We start from the raw sequence: 19,072 nt of genomic DNA, 5'->3' as shown, positions 1-19,072 counted from the left end.
GCTCCAGAAAAAAAGTTCAAGGCGATATTAAGCCACAGATTTGACCCTGATTATTTATAAAGCACTTCAGGGAGCCAAAGTCCGATGGCGGGGAAGTTATAAAGCAGAATAATTGCGAACACTTGGATGGCCATGAATGGCAACATGCCTGCAAAAATCTGATTCAAGGTCACATGGGGTGGGCTGACACCCTTCAAGTAGAAAGCCGCCATGGCCACAGGTGGGCTCAAAAATGCGGTTTGCAAGTTGAGTGCAACCAACAATCCAAAGAACAGAGGGTCAATGCCAAAGTGCGGCAATAGCGGCACAAAAATAGGCATGAAAATCACAATGATTTCGGTCCACTCCAAGGGCCAACCCAGCAGGAAAATAACCACTTGGGCCAAAATCATGAACTGTACAGGCGTGAGGTCCATTGACAACACCCAAGTATTGATCAACTCTTGGCCGCCTAAAAGAGCAAACGCTGCAGAGAAAATACTTGAACCCACAAACAACCAGCACACCATGGCACTGGTTTTGGCAGTCAAATAGACAGACTCTTTCATGACGGTGAAATTCAAGCGCCTGTAGGCCGCAGCCAAAAGCAAACCGCCCAAAGAGCCAATGGCGGCAGCTTCAGTGGGTGTCGCCAAGCCGAACACAATGGTGCCGAGAACAGCCAAAATCATGATGGCCAATGGGAAAAAGGACCCCAGCAACATCTTGAAAATTTCTAAGCGAACAAAACTGAAGTAAGCATAGAAAATAAAGAGTGCAGCACCCACAACAGCCATGGCAATCCAAAAACCTTGCGGCGCATCTTGTCTCTCTTGAACCTCTGGTTCTGCTGCGACCGCTTTCGCAGCATCGGCAACTGCAACGGCAACAGCATTGCTAGCATCGGCGCTGGCTTCTTTGACAGCAAACGCTGCAGGTGGTTCTGAGATAGCACCACCCAAAGCCTGAGGGGCTTCATTCGTAGACGGCGGCGCCTTCAAATCACCCATGGCCTCTGGTTCTTGCAAGCCCGAAATATTGGATTCGGCTTCGGTTGAATCACTTGACTCAATGGCACCACCCATAGCAACAACGCCTTCATTGGCTTCAACAACCAAGGGGGCAGTTAACTTGAAATAAACCAAGCCTGATAGCAAGACAACGGTGATTAGGGGCAGCAAAGTGATGCCCAATTGCTTCAAAATTTCTTGGGTGCTGACATTGGCATTGCGTTTGCCTTTGAGTGCAGAAACCAGGCCCACAAGGGCTTTGTCACTGAACGATTCAGCAATTTGTTGATTCATAGGTGGAAGAGGCACGAAACGGTCTTCTGCTGACATAGGAGGTGCCAGGTGAGGCTTCCACTTAGCAATCACAATGACATACAGCACATACAAAGTAGCCAACATCACGCCAGGAAAAAACGCACCGGCGTAAAGCTTGACAACCGACACACCCGCCGTAGCACCATACACAATGAGCATCACGGAAGGTGGAATCAAAATACCCAAACAACCACCGGCTGTAATGGCGCCCGCAGACAACTGAACGCTGTAACCTGCTCGCAACATGGCAGGCAAAGCCAGCAAACCCATCAAGGTAACCACGGCACCCACAATGCCAGTAGCTGTAGCAAAAATGGCGCACGTAATGATGGTCGCTACGGCCAAGGAGCCCGGCACACGCGCAGTGGCCAAGTGCATGCTCTTGAACAATTTTTCAATTAAGTTGGCACGCTCAATGAGGTAACCCATGAACACAAACAAAGGGATTGAAATCAGCACGTCGTTGGACATGACTGAGTAGGTTCTTTGAACCATCAAGTCGAGTGTTTGGTCAACGGCCAAACTAGGGTTCTGACTTCGATAGGCGATCCAGGCAAAGATCATTCCCATGCCCATCAAGGTAAACGCAGTAGGAAAGCCCAACATGATGGCCACAACCACCAAGGCCAACATCAATAGGCCCAAATGGCCGTTGGTCATCTCGTTCACAGGCGGGAGCAAAACGAACGCCGCCAAAACTACCATGGCCATAATGGAAAGGCCAAACCAAATTTCTTTTTTCATTTTTGGCCACCCTGACCTGCTGCCACGTATTGATCTAATTTTGCGATGTCAGAGTCTTTGACGTTGACCATCTCTTTGAGTTTTTCGACATCCACTTCTTCCACGTCTTCAATTCGAGAAGGCCATTCGCCGTTCTGCAAACAAATGACGCAGCGAACAATTTCGACCAAGCCTTGAAGCAACAAAATACCACCCGCAATAGGAATGACCGTTTTAAATGGATAGACCGGCGGGCCATTGGCCGTGACGTTGGAATATTCGCGAATGGCCCATGAATCGGCCGCATAGTTGTAACCAGCCCAAGCCATGGCGACAACGCCAGGAATAAAAAACACCAAATAAAGCAAGAGGTCTAAACCAGCTTGCAAACGGGGCGGGAAAAAACCGTACAAAACATCACCACGCACGTGACCATTCTTAGACAAGGTATAGGCACCTGCCATCATGAACAAGGTGCCGTACATCATGCTCATGACGTCGAAAGCCCAAGGATGCGGATTGTTAAGGACATAGCGGGAGAAAACTTCCCAACTGATCATGAGGGTCAAGGAGAAAATAAGCCAAGCAAAGAATTGCCCGATCCAAGTGCTTATTTTGTCGATGGTTAGAAGAATGTTTTGCATAAATACCAATCAAAAAAATCAGCCAATCACCAAACGGTGAATGGCTGATTTGGAGACCGCTGGAAAATTAGGCTTTGCCAGCAGGCTTTTTCTTGTCACTGAAGAAGTGACCTACGGCCATACGACGGTTCACGTAAGTGTCTTGGTCCCATTTTACAGCGCGCTCGGCGAAGGCCTTTTGTGATGCCACGATTTCTTTGAACAGTGGGTTTTCGGCAGACTTCTTCTCCAGAATAGCATCCCACAATTTCAATTGGTCTTGCAAAACAGCGTCAGGTGTTTTGTAGAACTTGACTTTGTCTTTGGTCTGCAACTCGATGTAGTCTTTGGAGTAACGGTCAATGGCTTTCCAGGACATGTCAGCAGAAGCGGCTTCTGTAGCGCCTGCAATGATGGCCTTCATTTTGGCTGGCAATGCATCGTATTTGGTCTTGTTGAACATGATCTCAAATGTTTCAGCGCTCTGGTGATAGCTTTGCAACATGCAAACTTTGGACACATCGGGGAAGCCCAAGATGCGGTCAGATGTTGCATTGTTGAACTCGGCACCATCCAACAAACCACGGTCCATGGCTGGCACAATTTCGCCGCCTGGCAAGGCGTTCACGGCAGCACCCATGGCGGTAAACAAATCAATGGCCAAGCCGTTGGTACGGAACTTCAAACCTTTGAAGTCTGCAGACTTGGTGATGGGCTTCTTGAACCAACCCAATGGCTGAGTGGCCATGGGGCCGTACAAGAAAGATTGGACGTTGGCGCCAATAGAAGCGTAGAGCTTGGCCAAAAGTTCAGCACCACCGCCGTATTTGTGCCATGACAAAATCATGTTGGCGTCCATACCAAATGCTGGGCCAGAGTTCCACAAGGCCAAAGCGTTTTGCTTGCCATAGTGATATCCCAACACACCGTGACCACCGTCCAAGGTGCCCTTGGTAACAGCTTCCAACAAGCCGAATGCAGGTACCACAGCGCCTGCTGGCAAAACTTCAATCTTCAAATCGCCACCAGTCATGTCGTTGACTTTCTTGGCGAAATCTAAGGCATATTCATGGAAGATGTCCTTGGATGGCCAAGTACTTTGCCAGCGCATGTTGATGGGGCCGGTTTGAGCCGTAGAAACCATGGGGGCTGCCAAAGCACCCGCTGCAACAGCACCCTTCAGGAGGCCGCGGCGTGAAGATGAAGCTTTCTTTTCTGTCATATTTCATTCCTTAGGTAAATAAAAAATCCAACGAGCATCATGCATTGACCGCCATAAACATCCCTCAGGGTTTTCACTAAAATTTCAGAAAATATTTGCGCAAGTTGTCAATTAAAGTAGACAAAATATCCCAACTCTTAATAAGCAATTGTCAATTCTGCTAATGCGATTTACACAATCAAAGGAAACAAAATGGACGCACAAGAAACCGCAGAATTGATCGAACAATCTGGCGATGGCAACAAACAGCAAAACCGATCGGCCTTGACCATTTCTATTTTGGCCATGGTCTTGGCCATTGCCAGCTTGGGCGGCTCCAATGCCATGAAAGAGGCCACACAAGAAAACATCTTGGCAGCTAACGCATATGCCTTTTACCAAGCTAAAAGTATTCGGCAAACTGACTACAAATTGGCAGCTGCCGATTTAGAACTTCAGATGGCGCGCGAGCCCAATATGAATACCAACGCCAAAGCCCTGTACGAAAAGAAACTCGCAGACTACAAAAAAACCATTGATCGCTATGAGTCAGAACCTGAAACCAAAGAAGGCAAAAAAGAACTCATGGTGAGAGCCAAAGAACATGAAGCCATACGTGACCACGCCATGCTTCAAGACCCTTGGTTTGATTACGCTGAAGGGGCATTGCAAATTGCCATTGTCTTGCTCTCCGTTTCTATTGTTGCCGGCATACCCGCGCTCTATTGGGCCGGCACTTTGCTGGGTACCTTAGGCTTTATCAGTACAGTGAATGGCTATTTCTTATTTTTCTGACGCAACATAGATTGATTTAAACCATGCCTAATTTGCTTCAAGACGCCATTGAATTTATTCAATCCAGCGAAACTCCCTGGACCCGAGACAACTCGCCGCCTTGGGGCATTCACGATGCCGACCCCCCACCCTACAACCGCTTGTATGGCCCGGTGCACGGCCGAGGCCCTGTGTCTGGTGTCATTTTTCAAAAGAATCAATTGCTTGCCCAATGGGGCGAGCCTCACAAAGCCGACCTCACCTTCAGCGTGGCAAAAACCTATTTGGCTTTGTTGGCTGGTTTGGCCTTTGATCAAGGCTTGATTCAAGACGTTCACACCCCTGTTGTCCAACAATGTCCTGGCATTGGCTTTGAGGGCGAGCGCATGTCACGCATTACGTGGCATCACCTGTTCCAACAAACCAGCGAATGGGAAGGCACTTGCCTAGGCATTCCAGAACAAGTAGACCGCTACCGCTGGCTGGCTTACCAAACTGGCGAAGCAGGCGGTACCAAAGGCGACGCTAGACCTCTTGGCGAACCTGGCTCTAGGTTTGAGTACAACGACGTTCGCATCAACCAACTCTCTTTGGCCTTGTTGCATTTGTTCAAGCGCCCGTTGCCAGAAGTATTTGAAGAATATTTCCGCAAACCTTTGGGCTGTTCGGATGAGTTTCAGTGGGTAGGCTACGAGCAAGGTTGGACGCAGGTCAATGGCCAACGCATGATGTCGGTGCCAGGTGGCAGTCATTGGGGCGGCGGCGTTTCCATTTCGGCCATGGACCAAGCACTGATTGGCTTGATGCTTATGGACAATGGCACCTACAAGGGCCAGCAGATACTATCGGCCAAGTGGCTTCAAATGATGCAGCAACCCTGCGATGTAGCGCCCTACTACGGCTACCTAATTTGGCTCAACAAGGACGGCGCCTTGTTCAAAGATGCGCCTCGCAGTTCATGGTTTGCCATTGGTGCCGGCTCGTCTGTGACCTGGGTGGATCCAGAGCTCGAACTGGTTTGTATCCTGCGCTGGATTGATGCAGCCAAAACCAATGACTGCATTGCACGCATCATGCAAGCCCTCAAGGCTTGAAGAAGCTGCTTAGGCCTTTAACGCCTTCAAACAAAGCGCAGCCAATTCGTCCTGACAGATCAATTGGATGCCGTTGTCTTTGGCAAATTTAAGTGCCACGCCAGTTGGCAAACTAAGGCTAATGCAAGCAGCATAGCTTGCATCTTCAGAAGCTTGCAAAGATGTCAAATCACGGAGTACCTCCACCCCCAAGGTGGCAGCCTTCCAGCGCTTGCAGCTAACCAAAGTAACTTGACCTGATTTATCTAGCTTCAAGTCTGCAGCGCTTGAGTTCAAGTGAATGACAGTGAAACCTTGCTGAACAAATGCTTGTTCCATGACGGGCAAAAATTGCTTCCACGACATGCTGGCCAAGTTGGTCAAGGCTAAAGAGACAGCTTCGGGCGAAGGCTTGTTGCGTTGACGCCAGGCCGCAATGACACCCAAGATACCAAATGGCATGGCGCTGATCATGCCGACACCGCGATAGGCTTCGGGCAAGAAAACCCGTGCAAGCAGCATCATGAGCGCAGCGATTAAAAAGCTGTACCACCAGGGCGAACGCAACAAAATCGCAAACAGCGATTTGTCTGACATCTTGAATTTCATGGATCTGATTGCAGCTTCACATTCAAACGAATTGAATGTCGCTGCAAGCCTTGTTTAGATTACTTGGCAAACAAACTGGCAGGATTGGCAAAGGCCTTGAACTCCACAGCATTGCCGCAGGGGTCCAAGAAAAACATGGTGGCTTGCTCACCCACTTGGCCTTTGAAGCGAATGTGGGGTTCAATCACAAATTGGGTGCCCGCCAGTTTCAGTTTTTCGGCCAAGGCTTCCCACTGCCCCATCTCCATGACCAAGCCAAAATGCCTGACGGGCACGTTGTCGCCATCAACGGCGCTGGTATTGTGATGGCCCGCTTCAGAAGGGCTTAGGTGCGCCACAATTTGATGGCCATAAAAGTTGAAGTCGATCCAATCTTCGCTTGATCGTCCCTCCGGACATCCCAATAAATCGCCATAGAAGGCGCGCGCCTTGGCCAAGGATGTGACGGGAAATGCTAGGTGGAAGGGTTGCATATGAGGCTTACCTGTTAAATGAAGTCGATGTCATGATTTTAGGGCGCGATTGAATAACCCCGCATTCAAAATTAAAAGCACCTGATTCTGAATCATTCTTTATGATAGCGACCATCAACTTTATTCATTGATTCACTGTGGCAAGCCCCCCCTCTCACTTAGGTCAGGTCAACTGTTGGAAGTGTGTTCACTTTGCCACCAGTTGGGATCCCAAAATGCCCTACTCCTGCAAGCTACTGGGATTCAAATCGCAAATATTGCCTAGCATTCAAGTGATGAATTCAGACGGACGGCCTTGTCTTGGTTTTGTGCCTAAACCCCATCCCCCCAAGACAAGTTGATCTTTTACTATCGCCAACTTGACACCCCTTCGGGTAAGCACTCCCCCCAAAAAGAAGCATCAATCTAAAATTTGGGAATGACTGAAAGACTCACCCAAATCTCCTACGACGCCCTGCCCGATGCGGTTAAACCATTGGCAGACGACATCCTTAAAGTTTCTAGTGCAGCCCTAGGCGGCCCTTACAACGCATTGCTTCGAAGCCCTGAAATGGCCCGAAGGTGCTTTGATCATTTAGATTACTTGCGCTTTAGAACATCGGTCAACAAACGACTGAATGAATTTGCCATTCTTATTCAAGCCCGTATTTCAAATGCCCAGTACGAATGGTGGGCTCACGAAATCATTGCTCGCAAAGCGGGTTTGTCAGAGGCTGTCATGAAAGATTTGCGCGAATGCAAACGTCCCAGCAGCATGCAAGACGACGAGCGTTTGGTGTATGACTATTGCATTCAACTCAGCCTGAACCACCGCGTGCCAGATGCTCTTTGGCAAGAGGCTGTCGACACAATGGGAGAACAAGCGGTCATTGACCTGACAGTTTTGTCTGGCACTTATGTCATGGTCTCGATGCTTTTGAACGCCACACAAGTCGGCATTCCAGGGGGTGGCGAGTTGCCGCTTGAAGTGCTAGAGCCCATGACCATTCGCAGCCGACTCTTGGCTTAAGGGCCGCTATCTAACGCCAACAAATTAAATATTTCTTAATTCACGACTACCAGGACTTCTTATGAACCTCAAAAAATGGATGCCCCTCCTTGCCATCTCGTCTGCGTGTTTTTGGATGACACAGGCGCAAGCGCAAGACTACCCCAACAAACCCATCACCATGGTGATGCCCTATGCGGCTGGCGGCCCTGGCGATACCATCACGCGCCTCTTTGCAGGTTCAATGCAAAAGATTTTGGGGCAACAAATTGTGGTTGACAACACGGCGGGTGCGGCCGGTTCCATTGGGACGGCCAAGGTGGCTCGCTCCAAGCCTGATGGCTACACCCTGCTCATGATTCACGTGAGCCACGCCACCAATTTGGCCATGTACAAAAACCTAAGCTACCACCCCGTGGACGATTTCGAGCCTATTGGCTCTGCCACCAGCGGCCCCATGGTGATTGTGGCCAGAAACGAGTTCCCCCCTAAAGACCTGAACGAATTTGTTTCTTATCTCAAAACCAACCAAAAGAAAGTCAGCTTGGCCCATGCGGGCGTAGGCTCTGCATCCCATTTGTGTGGCCTCATGATGATGAATGTGCTGGGTGTGCAGCTCAATGAAATTCCCTACAAAGGCACAGGCCCCGCGCTGACCGACCTGATGGGCGGCCAGGTCGATGTCTTGTGCGATCAAACATCAGGCACTGTGCCTTCTGTGAAGAACGGAAAAATCAAGGCTTATGCTTCAGCAGGCAAAAACCGCTTGCCTTCTTTGCCCAACACACCGGCCATTGCAGAAGCTGGCGTCAAAGGCTTTGAAATCAATATTTCATTTGGGCTTTATGCACCAAAAGGCACTCCCAAACCGGTCCTAGACAAACTCACTGCCGCATTGCAAAAATCGGTGACTGATGCAGAAGTGATCAACCGTTTGGATGGCATGGGCGTTGCAGCTGTCAGTGTGGAACAGGCCACGCCCAATGCACTCAGGGCTCATTTGAAAAATGAAATTGAAACCTTGGGTGGCTTGTTGATCAAGGCTGGCGTGCAGCCCAACTGATCAAGCTTGAAGATTTTTAAAATCTAGCCGCTCCATTATTTGGCCCTTAATATGGGCAGAGATCAAATTGATTCTCGTGGAAGTGGCTTTTTCGCTTCAAACCTTTTTTCATTTTATGGACAAACTTTTCAAGCAAAAATACATCAATCTCAGCTTTTTGGTTTTGATGATTTTTGCCATTTATTTTGTAACCAGTAGCAGCGCCAATCTACCGCCCAGAATGGCCTCGCATTTCAACGCAGAGGGTATTGCTGACGGCTTCATGAGCAAGGAAAGCTACACCTACACCATGCTTGCTGTTGTAGTGGGTGTGCCTGGTCTCTTGGCGCTGATGCCCCTGGTGCTAGGTAAGTTGCCTCCTAGCTTGATCAACATTCCTCACCGCGAGTATTGGCTTGCCCCTGAAAACAGGGCAGATACTTTTTACACCTTGAATTTATGGATGCGTGTATTTGCTTGTTTTCTTTTGATTTTTTTAAGTTATGTGCATTGGCTTGTCATTCAAGCCAATGCACAACAGCTCCCTGCTGTGCCGGCTTCTGATTTTTATCTAGGATCGATTTTTTTCTTGGTATTGAGTGGCATCTGGTCAATACTGCTTCTTCGTCGATTTAAATTGCCTGACGCAAAAAAGATTTGAAAGCTAGAAAGCATAAAAAAAGCCACTGTTCAAAAAACAGTGGCTTTTTCATTTGGAGGCGCGGGCCGGAGTCGAACCGACCTACACGGATTTGCAATCCGGTGCATAACCGCTTTGCTACCGCGCCGTATATGCGACAAAAAAGGGAAGCGGTTGCTTCCCTGATTTGCTGAAAGATGTTGGTCAATCTTTCAATGTTTGGAGCGGGATAAGAGGCTCGAACTCTCGACCTATACCTTGGCAAGGTATCGCTCTACCAACTGAGCTAATCCCGCATTTGCAATCAACTCAGCATTCTATGCCGCTTTGTCTGCGTTGGACGAATTGTAGCGCAATTTTTAAGAATTTTTAAAGGCGCTTGAAAAATTCTCTCAATGCTTTACGGCACCCGTTTTGTCACCGGCTTTTGCCTCTGAAACCACGGGGGCTTCTACGGCAGCAGGCTCGTCATCAGGCAAGGCCTGAGGCATCTTCTCAAGGGCCACTTCCAAGACTTTGTCGATCCACTTCACAGGCACAATTTCCAGACCATTTTTGACATTTTCAGGAATGTCTTGCAGGTCTTTGACGTTGTCTTCCGGAATGAGAACGGTCTTGATGCCACCACGCAAGGCAGCCAACAGCTTTTCTTTCAAGCCGCCAATGGCTGTAACCTCACCGCGCAACGTAATTTCGCCAGTCATGGCCACATCGGCGCGCACAGGAATGCCTGTCATAGCAGACACCATGGCCGTGGTCATGGCGGCGCCAGCACTTGGGCCATCTTTGGGTGTCGCACCATCGGGCACGTGAATGTGCAAATCTTTTTTCTCAAAGACATCGTCTTTGATGCCTAACATGCGAGACCGGCTGCGAACCACGGTACGAGCGGCTTCCACAGACTCTTTCATGACATCGCCCAAGGAGCCGGTGCGGGTAATGACACCCTTGCCTGGCATGAGAGCGGCTTCAATGGTGAGCAAATCGCCGCCGACTTCTGTCCAAGCCAAACCAACCACTTGGCCCACTTGGTTGGCTGCTTCAGCGCGGCCATAGGTGTACTTCTGCACACCCAAGAAATCGTTCAAATTGTCTGGCGTCACCAGCACAGGCGCAGTCATTTGCTTGAGCAACAAGCTCTTGACCACTTTGCGGCATATCTTAGACAGTTCACGCTCGAGTGAACGCACGCCAGCTTCACGCGTGTAGTAACGAACCACGTCGCGAACAGCAGCATCGCTGATGTTGAGTTCTTCAACCTTGACACCATTGTTTTTAAGTTGCTTGGGTAGCAAATATTTAATGGCAATGCTGGTTTTTTCGTCTTCGGTATAGCCCGACAAACGAATGACTTCCATGCGGTCTAACAGCGCAGAAGGAATGTTCATGGAGTTGGAAGTGGCCACGAACATGACATCGCTCAAATCAAAATCAACTTCGACGTAGTGATCGCCAAAGGTGTGATTTTGCTCGGGGTCTAAGACCTCTAGCAACGCGCTGGAAGGATCACCGCGGAAGTCGGTGCCCAGCTTGTCAATTTCGTCCAGCAAGAACAAAGGATTGCGCGTGCCGACCTTGGTTAGGCTTTGCAACACTTTGCCGGGCATGGCGCCAATGTAGGTGCGGCGATGACCGCGAATTTCGGCTTCGTCTCGCATACCGCCCAAGGCCATGCGAACGTATTTGCGTCCTGTGGCTTTGGCAATGGATTGGCCCAAGGAAGTTTTACCCACACCAGGAGGGCCGACCAAACAAAGAATAGGCGCTTTGACTTTGTCGACGCGCTGCTGCACCGCCAGGTATTCCATGATGCGGTCTTTGACTTTTTCCAGACCATAGTGGTCTTCATTCAATACACCTTCGGCATTGCCTAAGTCGTGTTTGATTTTGGTCTTCTTGCTCCACGGCAAGCCGGTCAGTACTTCGATGTAGTTGCGCACTACAGAAGCCTCTGCCGACATAGGCGACATGAGCTTGAGTTTCTTGAGCTCGGCATCGGCCTTCTTGCGTGCTTCCGCAGGCATTTTGGCGGCTTTGATTTTCTTTTCGATCTCTTCGATGTCGGCGCCCTCTTCGCCTTCACCCAGTTCTTTTTGAATGGCCTTGACTTGCTCATTCAAATAGAAATCGCGCTGATTCTTTTCCATCTGGCGCTTGACGCGACCGCGGATTTTTTTGTCGACGTTAAGAATGTCGACTTCACGCTCAAGTTGCGTGAAGAGATTTTCCAAACGATCGCGAATGCTGGCCAAGTCGAGCACCACTTGCTTGTTCTCTAACTTGAGCGGCAAGTGCGCAGCGATGGTGTCAGCCAAACGGCCTGGCTCATCGATGCTGGAAATGGACGTCAGAATTTCGGGTGGAATCTTTTTATTCAGTTTGACGTACTGGTCAAACTGCTGCATGACCGCGCGGCGCAGCGCTTCAATTTCGCTGCTTTGCTCGGCTTTCTCGGCAGCCACTTGAACGGGCATGACGGTGGCCACAAAATGAGCTTCGCCATCGGCAATGGTTTGCACCTTGGCGCGTTGCTGACCTTCGACCAAGACCTTGACGGTGCCATCGGGCAGTTTGAGCATTTGCAAGATGGTAGAAATGCAACCGACTTCAAACATGTCGGTGGCTTCGGGCTCATCCTTGGCGGCTGTTTTTTGGGCGACCAGCATGATGCGGCGGTCGGTGAGCATGGCGCTTTCGAGCGCCTTGATGCTTTTGGGTCGGCCCACAAAAAGTGGGATGACCATGTGCGGAAAGACCACGACATCGCGCAAAGGCAACATCGGCAAGTCAATCAATTCAGCGGGTAGCGGTGTGTGTCCAGACATTTGATTCCCTTGGGTTTGGGGGATAGATGGCCCCTGTTTTACCGATTTCAAGCCTTGAGGTCATAGGGTTATTGATCGGGTTCAGGGGGTGGGCTGGAAAAAATTCAAGCTTGCTTGGCCGACTCTCGGTAGACCAGCAAAGGCACGTGGTTTTCTTCGATGGTGGACGCGTCCACCACCACTTTTTCGACATTGCTTGCGTTGGGCAGTTCAAACATGGTGTCGATCAGGGCTTGCTCCAGAATGGAACGCAAGCCACGTGCACCAGTTTTGCGGGCCAAGGCTTTTTTGGCAATGGCGTGCAAAGCTTCGGGACGAATCTCTAGTTCGACGCCTTCCATGTTGAGCAACTGGCCAAATTGTTTGACCAAGGCATTTTTGGGTTCAGTCAAGATTTGAACCAAGGCTTCTTCTGTGAGTTCGGCCAAAGTGGCCACCACAGGCATGCGGCCCACCAGTTCGGGAATGAGGCCGAACTTGATCAAATCTTCGGGTTCGACTTCTGTGAAGACTTCGGTGAGTGAACGTTGCTTTTTGCTTTTGACAACGGCGCCAAAACCAATGCCAGAAGCTTCTGTGCGGTTTTCGATGACTTTTTCTAAACCTGCAAATGCGCCACCGCAAATGAACAAAATGTTGGTGGTGTCAATTTGCAAGAAGTCTTGATTGGGATGCTTGCGGCCGCCTTGCGGTGGCACGCTGGCCATGGTGCCTTCAATGAGCTTGAGCAAGGCTTGCTGAACACCCTCACCCGACACGTCGCGCGTGATGGAGGGGTTGTCTGACTTGCGTGTGATTTTGTCGATCTCGTCGATGTACACAATGCCGCGCTGTGCACGCTCGACGTCGTAGTTGCAACTTTGCAGCAACTTGGAAACAATGTTCTCAACGTCTTCACCCACATAACCGGCTTCGGTCAGTGTGGTGGCGTCGGCCATGACAAAAGGCACATCGAGCATGCGCGCCAAAGTTTGGGCCAGCAAGGTTTTGCCAGAGCCAGTGGGGCCAATTAGCAAGATGTTGCTCTTTGCCAATTCGACGTCTTCTTTTTTGGCGCCTTCTTTGTGCTTCAAGCGTTTGTAGTGGTTGTACACAGCCACCGCCAAAGTGCGCTTGGCTTTTTCTTGACCAATGACGTAGTTGTCCAAATTGGATTTGATGTCCAAAGGTGTGGGCAAACCATTTTTGGTATCTTTGGCAATTTCGGTAGCGGGCAACTCATCGCGAATGATGTCGTTGCACAAGTCGATGCACTCGTCGCAAATGAAGACCGATGGGCCCGCGATGAGCTTCTTCACTTCGTGCTGGCTTTTGCCACAGAAGGAGCAATATAAATTCTTTTCGGTAACTGAGCCTTTTTTATCGGCCATAAACGACGCCCTGTGATTCTGTTTTCCCTATGATAACGAAAGAAAAACGGCGCTCTCCCATAAAGGGGGCGCCGTCTTCAAAAAACAGGTCAGAAAGCTGACTTTCTGGCCCTGTTTGTTGCATCTCAGGGACGTTTTGCAATAACTTGGTCAATCAGACCGTATTCTTTGGCTTCATCGGCCGACAAATAGTAGTCGCGCTCGGTGTCCAATTGGATCTTTTCCAAGGGTTGGCCGGTGTTCTCAGCCAAGATTCTGTTGAGTTGCTCGCGAGTTTTGAGGATTTCACGGGCATGAATCTCAATTTCGGTAGCTTGACCCCGTGTACCGCCCAAAGGCTGGTGAATCATGACCTTGGAATTGGGCAACGAAAAACGCTTGCCCTTGGTGCCGGCAGACAACAAAAACGCGCCCATGCTGGCCGCCATGCCGGTGCACAAGGTGGACACATCGGGCTTGATAAAGTTCATGGTGTCATAGATGGCCATGCCTGCACTGACGGAACCACCAGGCGAGTTGATGTAGAAAGAGATATCCTTCTCAGGATTTTCGCTTTCTAGAAACAACAACTGCGCCACCACAGAGTTGGCTGTGTAGTCGTTGACTTCACCCACCAAGAAAATCACACGCTCTTTGAGCAAGCGGGAGTAAATGTCATAGGCGCGTTCACCGCGTCCTGACGTTTCGATCACCATGGGCACGTTGCCCAGAGCTTGAATGTCGAATGAATTCATGTGGGTTCCAAAGGGGTTGTGAATTAAGCCTGCTGGCCCATCAACTCGTCAAAGGAGATGGTTTTTTCAGTGACTTTGGCCTTGGACATGATGAAGTCAGACACGTTGGTCTCAATGACCACGGCTTCAACTTCAGCCATGCGTTGGTTGTCGCTATAGTACCAACGCACCACGTCTTCAGGACGCTCGTAGCTGGAAGCCAGTTCTTCAATGTGGGCTTTGATTTGCGCTTCGGTGGCGTTCAAAGTGTTGGCCTTGACCAACTCGGCCACCACCAAGCCCAAGCGCACGCGGCTTTCGGCTTGAGGACGGAAGATGTCATCAGGGATGGGGGCTTTGTCGGCGTCTTTGATGCCGCGTTGTTTGAGGTCGGCGCGGGCGCCATCTTTCAAACGCTCAATTTCGTTTTGCACCACAGAGTTGGGCAAGTCGAGCTCGGCTTTTTCAACCAAAGCATTCATGGCAGCTTGTTTGTTGCGGCCTTGCAAACGGAACTTGACTTCGCGCTCGAGGTTTTTGCGGATGTCGGCACGCAAGCCTTCAACCGTTGCGTCGGCAATGCCCAGTGACTTGGCCAAAGCTTCGTTCACTTCGGGCAAGTGAGCTGCTTCAATTTTCTTGAGGGTGACCATAAAGTCGGCTGTTTTGCCGGCCACGTCTTGACCATGGTAGTCGGCTGGGAATGCCAATGGGAAAGTTTTGCTTTCGCCATTTTTCATGCCGCGCACGGCTTCTTCAAATTCCTTCAACATTTGGCCTTCGCCAACCAAGAATTGGAAGTCAGCAGCCTTGCCGCCAGAGAACACTTCACCGTCAATTTTTCCTTCGAAGTCAACGGTGACGCGGTCGCCGTCGATGGCCGCTTCGGTAGCAGGACGCTGTGAGAAAGTGCGGCGTTGCTTGCGCAAAATATCGACAGTTTTGTCGATGGCTTCGTCTGTGACTTCGGCGTGTGTTTTTTCGACACTGGCTTCAGACAAGTCACCCAGTTTGACTTCTGGATAGACTTCAAAAATAGCGTCAAAGGCCAATTCACCTTCGGGTGCGCCTTCTTTTTCAGAAATACGGGGCTGACCTGCAACGCGCACTTTGGCTTCGTTGGCAGCAAGGGCAAAAGCCTCGCCCACTTTGTCGTTCATGACTTCGTATTGAACTGAATAACCGTAGCGCTGAGCAACCACATTCATGGGAACTTTGCCTGGACGGAAACCGTCCATCTTGACGGTGCGCGCCATTTTTTTCAAACGGGCATCGACTTCAGATTGGATTGCAGTCACTGGCAGTGACAAGCTAATTTTGCGTTCCAATTTTTCCAATGTTTCAACAGTAACTGCCATGATCTTCTCTTTTAGTAAGTGGTGCGCGGGGCGGGACTCGAACCCGCACAGTATTGCTACCGTCAGGACCTAAACCTGGTGCGTCTACCAATTTCGCCACCCGCGCGGGTCCCATCCAAATGGGTTGAATCGGTCAACCTTCTATTTTAACCATGGAAGTGGGGACTTATGAGCCGAAGTCCCCCTTTCAATCATCGGGTTTAGACCGATTTAGGGGGTGGCGCCACCTTGAACCACGCCGCATACATGGCCGGCAAGGCCAACAGGGTTAAGGCTGTTGCCACAATCAATCCCCCCATGATGGCCACGGCCATTGGCCCCCAGAAAACACTTCTTGAGAGCGGAATCATGGCCAATACAGCGGCTGCAGCAGTTAAAACGATGGGCCTCAAACGCCTGACCGCGGATTCGACAATGGCCTCCCAAGCCGGCACACCGGCAGCTCTGTCCTGCTCAATTTGGTCGATCAGAATGACTGAGTTGCGCTGAATCATGCCCATCAAGGCAATGACGCCTAGTAAAGCCACAAAGCCAAAAGGACGATCCAAGACCAGCAAAGCGCCAGCCACGCCCGCCATACCCAGCGGTCCGGTTAGGAACACCAAGAGGGCTCGGCTGAAACTTTGAAGTTGCAGCATGAGCAGCGTGAAAGTGACGAACAACATGAGCGGCATACCCGCAGCAATGGATGCAGAACCTTTAGAGCTCTCCTCAACAGCGCCAGCCACTTCAATGCGGTAGTCGCCCTGCCCTGCTCCGTGCCATGTGGCCTCTAACTTTTTAAGTTCTGGCAACAACTGGTTTGTAACCGTGGCGCCTTGAATGCCTTCAATGACATCGGCATTGACGGTAATGGCGTAATTTCGACCTTCACGCCACATCACACCAGGCTCCCAATTGAAGACAGGCTTGGCAATTTGCAATAAAGGAATTGATTTGCCAGAAGCGGTAGGCACATAGGCACCTGCCAAATCCGTGATGGCGTTTCGTTCTGAAAGCGGCTGCCTTAGAACGATATCGATTAATTTATCGCCATCGCGATACTGACCCACCGTAGATCCAGACGACATAGTTTTGGAGGCCTGTGCAATGGACTGACTGGTGACACCCAAGGCGCGTGCTTTGGCTTGATCGACTTCGAGTCGAATGACTTTGACAGACTCGTTCCAGTTGTCGTTCACGCCTCGCGTATTGGCATTGCCGCGCATGGCCACCTTCACTTCATCTGCCTTGAGACGCAAAGCCAATGGATCGGCACCGACCACTCGAAACTGCACAGGATAAGAAACGGGCGGACCATTGGGCAACAACTTGACGCGACCCCGAACCTCAGGAAACTCAGCGGCCAACAAAGCTGGCAATTTGATTCTCAAAGACTCTCTGACTTTTAAATCCTTGGGGATCACAATGAGTTGAGACACATTGGACTGAGGAAAGACTTGGTCGAGTGGCAAATAAAAACGCGGAACGCCCGAGCCCACCCAAGTGCTGACACTGTTCACACCCTGCTCATCCATCAGACGCTTTTCGATGCGTTTTGACACCTCTTCGGTGGCCGCAAAACTAGCGCCTTCTGGCAACCACACATCGACCATGATTTCGGGACGGCTAGAGTCTGGGAAAAACTGCTGCTGTACTTTGCCCATGCCCACAATACCCAAGACAAATAGCAAGAGCGTAATGGCAATGGTTTTCCATTTGTGTACGACGCACCAAGTGACTGCACGCCTGAAGGTTTGATAGAAAGGCGTATCGAACATTTCGTGAACGACTGCGTCTTCTGAAGCCGTCACATGCGGCGGCGTTTTTAAAAGCAGTGTGCCCAGGTAAGGCACAAAGTAAACCGAAGCCACCCAACTAATGAGCAGGGCAATGACGGTGACTGCAAAAATAGCAAAGGTGTACTCACCCGTCATGGACTTGGCCAAACCAATGGGCAAGAAACCAGCTGCCGTAATGAGCGTGCCAGTCAACATGGGCATGGCCGTGAGTTCGTAAGCAAAAGTGGCCGCGCGCACTTTGTCGTAGCCCTCTTCCATTTTTCGAACCATCATCTCAACGGCAATGATGGCGTCGTCCACCAGCAAACCCAACGCAATAATGAGCGAACCTAAAGAGATTTTGTGCAGGCCAATGTGGAAATAATCCATGGCCAAAAACGTCACCGCTAGCACCAAGGGAATGGTGATGCCCACCACCAAACCTGGCCGAATGTCCAAGGTCCAACGGCGCCACAAGGGATGAACGCCAGGGCGCTTGTGAAGTCCAAGCGCCAAGAAACTGACGGCCAACACGATGCCAACCGCTTCTACCAAGGTTTTCAAAAACTCATTCACAGAACTTGAAACCGCTTTGGGTTGGTCTTGCACTTGAACCAAGCGCACGCCCGCAGGCAAAGATTTCTCAATACCGTCAATGCTGACCTTGAGTGCTTTGCCCAATTCGATGATGTCACCGCCCTTGGCCATAGAGACGCCAAGACCAATTACAGATTCACCGTTGTGCCTGACTTTAACCATGGGCGGATCGATGTAATCTTGACGGATAGTACCGAGGTCGCCCAACCTAATTTGCTGACCCGATACACCGCGAATGGGCATTTGTCGCAAAGCCTCTAGGCTATTGAATTGACCATTGACACGCAGCTGTACTGCATCCTTGGGCAAGTTCAAAGTGCCTGCAGACTCCACCGCATTTTGTTGACTGAGTTGACCGATGATGGCACCCATATCGAGTCCCATGCTGGCCAGTTTCTTTTGCGAAATTTCGATGAAGACTTTTTCGTCTTGAACACCAAAGAGTTCGACTTTGGCCACGTCTTGAACACGTAAGATTTTTTGTCGAATGTCATCTGCAAATTTCTTAACTTCTGCCGGCGAAAAACCATCGGCCTGCAGCGCGTAGATCACACCATAAACGTCACCAAAATCATCCACAAAGAAAGGGCCCACAACACCTGGCGGTAAGGTGCCTCGCATGTCACCAATTTTTTTGCGCACGGTGTACCAAACATTGGCCACTTCGGCGGGTTTGGAGTAGTCCTTGATTTGGAAAATAATTTGCGCTTCGCCGGGCTTTGAGTAGCTGCGAATTTTGTCTGCAAAGGGCACTTCTTGAAGTGTTCGCTCCAATTTGTCAGTCACCTGCTCGGCCACTTGCTGGGCAGTAGCGCCTGGCCAATAAGCCCGAACCACCATCACACGAAATGTAAAGGGCGGATCTTCGTCTTGACCCAAATTGAAAAATGCAAAGACGCCCAAGAGCATCAAGACCAGCATGAGATAACGGGTAAGCGCAGGATGATCCAACGCCCATTTAGACAGGTTGAAACCTGCTTTGGGTTCTGTGCGCATGGT

15 protein-coding genes and 3 tRNA genes are annotated in these 19,072 nt (G+C 50.3%); 5 read left to right on the top strand and 13 right to left on the bottom strand.

Annotated features, from left to right (window positions below; all coding sequences use genetic code 11):
• Positions 1-50: 50 nt before the first annotated feature.
• From AMM03_RS01640 to AMM03_RS01630, 3 genes are all read right to left on the bottom strand, one after another.
• Positions 51-2,048 carry a TRAP transporter large permease gene (locus tag AMM03_RS01640; protein WP_090128727.1) on the bottom strand — a complete coding sequence of 666 codons (1,998 nt, stop codon included), beginning with the start codon at positions 2,046-2,048 and terminating at the stop codon, positions 51-53.
• On the bottom strand, positions 2,045-2,671 hold the full coding sequence (locus tag AMM03_RS01635) for a TRAP transporter small permease subunit (protein ID WP_090128726.1): 627 nt from the start codon (positions 2,669-2,671) through the stop codon (positions 2,045-2,047). Before AMM03_RS01635 ends, AMM03_RS01640 begins: the two co-directional genes overlap by 4 nt.
• A 67-nt stretch (positions 2,672-2,738) precedes the next feature.
• Positions 2,739-3,872, bottom strand: a complete 1,134-nt coding sequence (locus AMM03_RS01630; RefSeq protein ID WP_090128725.1) for a TRAP transporter substrate-binding protein — start codon at positions 3,870-3,872, stop codon at positions 2,739-2,741.
• A 192-nt stretch (positions 3,873-4,064) separates the two neighbouring features.
• On the opposite strand from AMM03_RS01630, the gene AMM03_RS01625 reads away from it, so the two are divergent.
• Positions 4,065-4,646: a DUF4337 domain-containing protein gene (locus tag AMM03_RS01625; protein ID WP_090128724.1), complete on the top strand. Its 582-nt coding sequence runs from the start codon at positions 4,065-4,067 to the stop codon at positions 4,644-4,646.
• Positions 4,647-4,669: 23 nt separating this feature from the next.
• Complete coding sequence (locus tag AMM03_RS01620) at positions 4,670-5,719, top strand: serine hydrolase domain-containing protein (RefSeq protein WP_090128723.1); 1,050 nt, start codon at positions 4,670-4,672, stop codon at positions 5,717-5,719.
• 9 nt (positions 5,720-5,728) lie between these two features.
• On the opposite strand, the gene AMM03_RS01615 is transcribed toward AMM03_RS01620, so the two are convergent.
• Positions 5,729-6,307 (bottom strand): restriction endonuclease, encoded by a 579-nt coding sequence (locus tag AMM03_RS01615; RefSeq protein ID WP_090128722.1) that lies wholly within the window; start codon positions 6,305-6,307, stop codon positions 5,729-5,731.
• A 59-nt stretch (positions 6,308-6,366) separates the two neighbouring features.
• Positions 6,367-6,780, bottom strand: a complete 414-nt coding sequence (locus AMM03_RS01610; protein WP_090128721.1) for a VOC family protein — start codon at positions 6,778-6,780, stop codon at positions 6,367-6,369.
• A 418-nt stretch (positions 6,781-7,198) separates the two neighbouring features.
• On the opposite strand from AMM03_RS01610, the gene AMM03_RS01605 reads away from it, so the two are divergent.
• The 3 genes from AMM03_RS01605 (at position 7,199) to AMM03_RS01595 (ending at position 9,471) form a co-directional block, all read left to right on the top strand.
• Positions 7,199-7,789, top strand: a complete 591-nt coding sequence (locus AMM03_RS01605; RefSeq protein ID WP_090128720.1) for a carboxymuconolactone decarboxylase family protein — start codon at positions 7,199-7,201, stop codon at positions 7,787-7,789.
• Positions 7,790-7,850: 61 nt separating this feature from the next.
• Positions 7,851-8,831 carry a tripartite tricarboxylate transporter substrate-binding protein gene (locus AMM03_RS01600; protein ID WP_228764527.1) on the top strand — a complete coding sequence of 327 codons (981 nt, stop codon included), beginning with the start codon at positions 7,851-7,853 and terminating at the stop codon, positions 8,829-8,831.
• Between the two features lie 115 nt (positions 8,832-8,946).
• Complete coding sequence (locus tag AMM03_RS01595; protein WP_194942721.1) at positions 8,947-9,471, top strand: DUF1648 domain-containing protein; 525 nt, start codon at positions 8,947-8,949, stop codon at positions 9,469-9,471.
• Positions 9,472-9,524: 53 nt separating this feature from the next.
• Here the strand turns inward: AMM03_RS01595 and AMM03_RS01590 are convergent.
• The 8 genes from AMM03_RS01590 to AMM03_RS01555 form a co-directional block, all read right to left on the bottom strand.
• A tRNA-Cys gene (locus AMM03_RS01590) sits at positions 9,525-9,598 on the bottom strand.
• A gap of 72 nt (positions 9,599-9,670) precedes the next feature.
• Positions 9,671-9,746 (bottom strand) — tRNA-Gly (locus AMM03_RS01585).
• 96 nt (positions 9,747-9,842) lie between these two features.
• The gene (gene lon / locus AMM03_RS01580; RefSeq protein WP_194942720.1) at positions 9,843-12,275 is read right to left on the bottom strand and encodes an endopeptidase La; all 2,433 of its coding nucleotides are present in this window, start codon (positions 12,273-12,275) and stop codon (positions 9,843-9,845) included.
• A 104-nt stretch (positions 12,276-12,379) separates the two neighbouring features.
• Positions 12,380-13,645, bottom strand: coding sequence for an ATP-dependent Clp protease ATP-binding subunit ClpX (clpX, locus tag AMM03_RS01575; RefSeq protein ID WP_055361098.1), 1,266 nt, complete (start codon positions 13,643-13,645; stop codon positions 12,380-12,382).
• Positions 13,646-13,770: 125 nt separating this feature from the next.
• On the bottom strand, positions 13,771-14,379 hold the full coding sequence (clpP, locus tag AMM03_RS01570) for an ATP-dependent Clp endopeptidase proteolytic subunit ClpP (protein ID WP_090128718.1): 609 nt from the start codon (positions 14,377-14,379) through the stop codon (positions 13,771-13,773).
• A gap of 23 nt (positions 14,380-14,402) precedes the next feature.
• Positions 14,403-15,716: a trigger factor gene (tig, locus tag AMM03_RS01565; RefSeq protein WP_090128717.1), complete on the bottom strand. Its 1,314-nt coding sequence runs from the start codon at positions 15,714-15,716 to the stop codon at positions 14,403-14,405.
• A 19-nt stretch (positions 15,717-15,735) separates the two neighbouring features.
• A tRNA-Leu gene (locus AMM03_RS01560) sits at positions 15,736-15,822 on the bottom strand.
• 94 nt (positions 15,823-15,916) lie between these two features.
• Complete coding sequence (locus AMM03_RS01555) at positions 15,917-19,069, bottom strand: efflux RND transporter permease subunit (protein ID WP_090128716.1); 3,153 nt, start codon at positions 19,067-19,069, stop codon at positions 15,917-15,919.
• Between the last annotated feature and the right edge of the window lie 3 nt (positions 19,070-19,072).

Source organism: Limnohabitans sp. Rim11 (genome assembly GCF_001269365.1).
GTDB lineage: Bacteria > Pseudomonadota > Gammaproteobacteria > Burkholderiales > Burkholderiaceae_C > Limnohabitans_A.
The sequence above is the reverse complement of the archived record's forward strand: the minus strand, read 5'-3'. Positions and strand labels throughout refer to the sequence as shown.